The organism is Bradyrhizobium sp. Unk1 (assembly GCF_059512345.1).
The window spans coordinates 1-5,927 of sequence record NZ_JCAMOP010000112.1 but is presented as its reverse complement, the minus strand read 5'-3'; the positions used below and the strand labels follow the sequence as shown (position 1 = coordinate 5,927).

3 protein-coding genes and 2 pseudogenes are annotated in these 5,927 nt (G+C 58.5%); all 5 read right to left on the bottom strand.

Going from position 1 to position 5,927, the window contains the following annotated elements:
• Window positions 1-500: 500 nt before the first annotated feature.
• A pseudogene (locus AC5ZFO_RS46925) lies at window positions 501-1,519 on the bottom strand (IS110 family RNA-guided transposase).
• A gap of 34 nt (window positions 1,520-1,553) precedes the next feature.
• Window positions 1,554-1,802, bottom strand: a pseudogene (locus AC5ZFO_RS46920) (transposase domain-containing protein); the annotation flags it as partial.
• Between the two features lie 293 nt (window positions 1,803-2,095).
• A complete protein-coding gene (locus tag AC5ZFO_RS46915; protein ID WP_496124128.1) occupies window positions 2,096-3,628 on the bottom strand; it encodes an acyl-CoA dehydrogenase family protein in 1,533 nt (510 codons plus the stop codon).
• A gap of 674 nt (window positions 3,629-4,302) precedes the next feature.
• Window positions 4,303-4,740, bottom strand: a complete 438-nt coding sequence (locus AC5ZFO_RS46910) for an alpha-L-arabinofuranosidase C-terminal domain-containing protein (RefSeq protein ID WP_496124127.1) — start codon at window positions 4,738-4,740, stop codon at window positions 4,303-4,305.
• Between the two features lie 659 nt (window positions 4,741-5,399).
• Window positions 5,400-5,927 (bottom strand): TCP-1/cpn60 chaperonin family protein (locus tag AC5ZFO_RS46905; RefSeq protein WP_496124126.1); only part of this gene is annotated, 528 nt, incomplete at its 5' end.

Here is a 5,927-nt window from a genome sequence, read left to right as displayed (position 1 = left end):
GCCAACGATCCGCCACCAGGGAATCTGATCATGTGGCGCGGACTATCGCGATTCATCGATATCGCAACGGGAGCGAAGCTCTGACTCAAAGATGTGGGTAATCGTAAGACGACGAAGACCGCCTGATTGACGCGTGCGCGCGGGCACAGCGAGCTCTATGATCGGTTGTGTGAACGTCAGGCGGCCTGCAGACCGGCGGTGCTTGGCGGAGGAGCTTCCATTCCCATATGTGGACGGCTCCCTCCTTGCAAGATATTGTTCAGTGATTTGACGGATCGCTTGCCTCCATACCGGCCTTTGCATGCGGTCGCACATGACCGCTGGCCAAGATGGGTCCCGCAACGCGTGTTCCTAACAAGGCAGCGACCTCGGAGGGCCACTGGGAATGACGGAGTGTCACGAGTTTTGGATCGATCGATCGCACCATCTGCTCTTCTCGTGCAAGTTCACAGCATCAGCGCAACAGGGTAGTTTCTGTTCTCACCGTGGTCGCCAATCCTCTATATAGCCTTTGGCTGTTCCTCCATTCGCCGATACGTTTCACCGCTCACCATGAGCTTCCAGGCAACGCGGGCGATCTTGTTGGCAAGCGCCACGGCGAAAAGTTTGGGGCTTTTTCGTTGCACAGATCGGTAAGCTATCGGGAGGCATGTCTGCTTCGACCTGCTCTTACATGCTGAAGAAGAGCGGTCGCGCCGACCACCAATGTGCTCCTCAACATTTCGTCGCCGGCACGTGTGATGACCCCAAGCCTAACCTTGCCGGCCGTCGAATGATCTTTGGGTGTGAGCCCTATCCAAGCGGCAAAATCGCGGCCAGACTTAAACATACGAGGGTCTGGTGTCTTCATCATCAAGAGTGACGCACCAAAGGACCGACACCGGGAATTTTCGCAAGACGCCTGCTGCATTCATCGGCGCGGTGAAGTTCCATTAGCTTTTTCTCGACCGACCTGATTTGCGACAGCAGATCACGATATTCATCACAATGCATGGCAAAAAGCTTCCGAGCAAGCTCCGGCAGCGATTGATCATTCGCTAATCGCTCCATGCGGTTCGATCCTGGCCGCGACGATGCCAAATTCCATGGCAAAGCCGCGAATGGCATTGGCCATCTGTGTCCGATTGCGGATGAGCCTCTCTCGCATTCCAACTAACGTCAGCGCTGCCTGCTGATCTGCGGTTTTTACTGGAACGAACCGCATGGTAGGTCGGCTCGTCGCCTCGAACAGGGCCTCTGCATCCGCCGCGTCATTCTTGCCGCGCTTCACATACGGCTTGGCCAGCTGAGGCGCGATCAATTTCACTTTGTGCCCAAAGGAAGCTAATAGTCTTGCCCAGTGGTGAGCCCCACCGCAGGCTTCAAGAGCAACGATAGTAGGCGCCGCCTTCTCGAAAAACTTTACCATCTCTGGACGCGAGAGCTTCTTGCGCAGGATTGGTTTCTCAGCTGCGTTCACGCCATGCAACTGGAAAACGCTCTTTGACGTATCCATGCCAATTCGGATAATCGTTTCCACGGACGGTCTCCCTCGATTGAGAACTTCAACGAACTCACTCTGGCACATTGCGATGCCGTTGGGAGCCGTCCACCCCAAGAGGGCGCAGTTCGTGCAGGCGTGACGCGTGAAGATCGGCGATCCGGGCCAGGACCTCGGCGAGACAGGCCTTGGGATCGACGTCGTTGAGGCGACAAGTCGTGATCATCGTCAGCATGATGGCGGCACGGTCGGCGCCACGCTGGCTACCAGCGAAGGTCCAGTTGCGCCTTCCCAAGGCGATGCCTCTCAATGCGCGCTCAGCGTCCTGAAGCCTATGAATTACTCAGGCGCTGGGACGACTTCGCCCGCTTCCTCGTCAGGATCTGCTTGACCAACAATTGCGTTCCTCGAGAAGCGGCTTGCTCTTTCCCTGGCGTCTCCTGAACGCGAAAGCCTTTGCTGCGGCGGCGCCGCCCGGAGCGAGATTAGGTTAGGCCCTCTTATCAGCCTGCCGGAATTTAGACGCGGCAGTGCTCAGGGATGCTTCGCCTTTCCGCAGTTGCATCGTCGCGCGCGGGACCACCAGGTGGAAAGACGTCCGGCATCCGCCAGATGTCAGACATACTGCACCAATCTAAGATAATCGTCTGTGAGCACAGGTGAGCGAATAGAACAAGCCGCGTCTTCAAGGAAGGTGGTCAGAGTCCGACTAGCCCGATTGCGGACTTCGACAGATTGCCGAGCCGGCGCGCGAGTACGGAGAGTTGCAAGTTCGGAACTGACCAGGTCAGCCGCTGCTGCGGTGCAATCTGAGGCAGAGAAGCAACCAGCAGACATGACAGCTTTTGCCAGCCCCAATGTTGTGAGCCAACCCGCATAGATCAGCACGGCACCGTCTGTCTCATTGAGCCCAGAGAGCTCCTCAATTGCAGCAGCATGGACTGATGCCGCTCCAACTGACCGAAAGAGATCGGCTACCTCGTCACGTGTGGCTTTAGAGAGGAGGCAGCGGCCGAGATGTGATAGGAGCGCCTCAGTCGGACCTTCGAAGATGCGAAGGATGCGAGCGTCTCGATAGATTTTGGCTAAAGGCGCTCCCTCATCGTAACCACGGCCACCTAACAGCTGGACGCATTGATCAGCGACAAGGCCGCACCACTCCGAGGACAAAACCTTCGTTGCCGACGCAAGGTGGACGTTTGGCGCGCCCTGCGCTGAAACAAGTCGGCAGGATGCGGCCAGCATCGCCTTCACGACTTCCCGCCGCAGCACCATCTGCCCGAATAACTGCTCGATGTAGCTGTTCTCGATCATACGCAGTTTACCGAGCCGGCGATGGCTTGCATAAGAAGCTGCGACCTGGATAGCTCGCTCAAGGGCTCCAAGACCCATAGCAGCCACACCGACACGGCCGCGGTTCATGCTAGATGCCGCCGCGCTCCAGCCGTCTTGATCGCGAGAGAGAACGTAAGAACGCGGCACCTCGACATCGTGGAACTCCAGGGTATTCTGAATGATGCCACGTAGACCGAGTGTGCGATGCTCGTGCGTGACCTTTAGGCCTGTAGCTTGCCTGTCAACGAGTACACCAACGAGCCGACCTTTCGCATCGGGTTCAGACGCGCGCGCAAAGCAAACGATCCAGCGAGCCCAGTCAGCGAGGCCGATCCAGATCTTGCGGCCAGAGATACGAACTTTATCTTCGCGCATGAGAGCCGAAGCCTCTATGTGCCTCGGGGCCGAGCCAGCTCCGGGCTCCGTCAAAGCGAAAGCGCAGAGATCACCGCGTGTTGCACCCCAAATGATATGCTTTTGTTCGGGGACGTGCGGTGCCGCTTGGATGCAGGGCAAGGCCAGGAAGTTATGGATGACGAGGGTAGAGGCAGCGGAGACATCGAAGGATGCAGTGGCGGAGATGAGGTTGATGGCCTCCTGCAAGGGAAGAGCTAATCCGCCGTGCTCTCCTGGTGTGGTGAGCCCGAACAGTCCATGCCTTGCCAATATGCTGTGTAGGGTCGGAGGGAATGCTCGGCGGTCATCCGCGTCTGCGAAATTCAGCTGACTGAGGTCAGCGATCAAACTGGAGTATAGTGCAGCGGCTGTGCGTTCCCGCGCCTCGCTGAATTGGGCGTAAACCTGAGTATACATAGCCATAAGGCCCACAATGAACTCGGTCGCGCTTCGTGCCAATTCATCCCCGTGGCTATCTCGGTTACACATTGATATAGTGTGATGCAAGCGCAGCATAAGCACGTTCGCCGGGACTTGGATTTATTGCTCGCCGCTGCGCGGGCTCTCATCAAGATCAGTCTTGTCAATATGACTATCGGAGGCGCAGGCTGGTAGGGCGAGCCGCTCTCGAAGGGCCGATTGCTTGGCGGGCGACCGACGATGATGGTATGATGTCGTGCAGGCGCAGAATGCGGCGGCCTGAAAGTTTGTCTTGCAGGTGCAGGTAATCTGGGCCGGGCGCGGCGGCGGACGCGCTGATCGTGGCAGGGCTATCACCCATCACTGGCGTTGGCCGCGATCATCAGGCCCTGGTACGATCGGCAGCGCTCACGCTTTGCGATGTGCTCACGCTCTCGGACTAATAGCGTTCGCGGAAATCATGCTCAAGCAAAAACCTAAACCACGATCACGATTGATCCTTTGGCGCAATTTTCGCGGGCACTTCATTTTCTCAATGTGGCGCCAGGTAGATCACATTCCATGACGCCGGCTTGGGCGTCGCCCGCAACCTCCCGCGGTCAAAGGCCACGCTTTGCAAGGGCGCCGGCTTGACCTTGTCCGGCGTATTCTCGCTATTCGCCGCCATCAGATCATCGTGCCGGAGCTCGAGGCGCTCGTGAACTGTCAGGGGACCGAAGCTTCTGGCCTCGACGACCCACCTCCATCTCCTGCTTTAGATCACGATTGAGCAGAAAGAGCGACAAGCCGCCGCCTTGTTCGGCGACTGCCGCTGTCTTGAGATACGGCACGTCAGGCGCTGGAAAGGTCCCGGCCGGTCTACCGTCAGGATTGTTATACGACGCATAGTCGGCTTCCGTCTCGACTTGCGCGTGCAAAATTCTTCCGCGACCAAAGCGGCTCATATGCGCAAAAGGAAAGAAGATGGTTTGGCGCCATGCACCTCCGCCTGTCTTAGTCATAATCGGCGCGATGACGTTCACGAGTTGCGCCAGGCAGGCAACTCTCACCCGATCGGCGTGATTCAACAGGGAAATGCAGGCGCCGCCGAAGGCGAGCGCGTCCTCCATTGTATAGAGTTCCTCAAGGATCGGGGGCCACTGGCCAGCGGTCTACCGCCGGGGCAACCTCGTTGCGCGTTCGATACCAGACGTTCCATTCGTCGAAGCTCAGCATAAGACGCTTTTTGGAGCGCCGCTTAGCCGTTAGACGAAGCGGAGCCCATCCGCGAGGACAAAATAAAGCGTACAGTAATTATGGCACTTCCGCAGGATATCTTGTGGTTTTTGTCGATGCGCATTCTCACTGAGGGGTTTCAAATAAGCCTCTGGCCATCAGATGTAAGTGCGAACCAGGAAAGGGCATTTGGGCGCTTGGGACCACGCGTCAGGGCAGGAAAGTATGCAAGAAGGTCTAAAGCGGGTAGGCGGCACCGGATATGCCCAGACGAAGGGTTCAGACACTCGGCAGAGGCAGTCGTGAGACTCAAATAGCGACAGGCCCACTGCCATCGCAGTGCTGGACCCGTTTCACCTTGGCCGAGCCCCTGTGGCCGCCGAATGAAAAGTCACAAGCAAATTAGGTCTGGGCCCAACGCCGTTCGTACGGATAGGCCGATGGGTTGGGCCTTTGGCGCGGCTTGCTAGGGCTACGTTGCAGGCTCGCCGAAGCAAAACCCTGGCATTCGGGCCAGGGTTTTGCATGGTCATCGACACTTTGACAGAGTGGATCAGAAGTCCATACCGCCCATGCCGGCGCCTGGAGGCATGGCCGGGCCGGCCGCGGCCTTCCTCGGCAGCTCGGCAACCATCGCTTCTGTCGTGATCAGCAGCGCCGCCACCGAGGAGGCGTTCTGGACCGCGATGCGCACGACCTTGGTCGGGTCAATGATGCCCTTGGAGACAAGGTTGCTATACTCGCCTGTCTGCGCATCGAAGCCATAAGAGTACTGCTCGTTGTCCAGGACTTTGCCGACCACGATCGAACCGTCTTCACCGGCGTTGATCGCGATCTGGCGGGCCGGCCAGGACAGCGCTTTTCGCACGATCTCGACGCCGGTTTTCTGGTCGTCGTTCTTGGTGCGCAGGCCTTTGAGCTGCTCGGAGGCCCGGAGCAGGGCGACGCCGCCGCCCGGGACGATGCCTTCCTCGACCGCGGCGCGGGTCGCATGCATCGCGTCGTCAACGCGATCCTTGCGCTCCTTCACCTCGACCTCGGTCGCGCCGCCGACGCGGATCACCGCGACGCCGCCCGCGAG

Coding starts and splice junctions, on each gene's coding strand:
- AC5ZFO_RS46915 (WP_496124128.1), bottom strand. CDS start 3,628: ATGTATACTCAGGTTTACGCCCAATTCAGCGAGGCGCGGGAACGCACA.
- AC5ZFO_RS46910 (WP_496124127.1), bottom strand. CDS start 4,740: ATGGAGGACGCGCTCGCCTTCGGCGGCGCCTGCATTTCCCTGTTGAAT.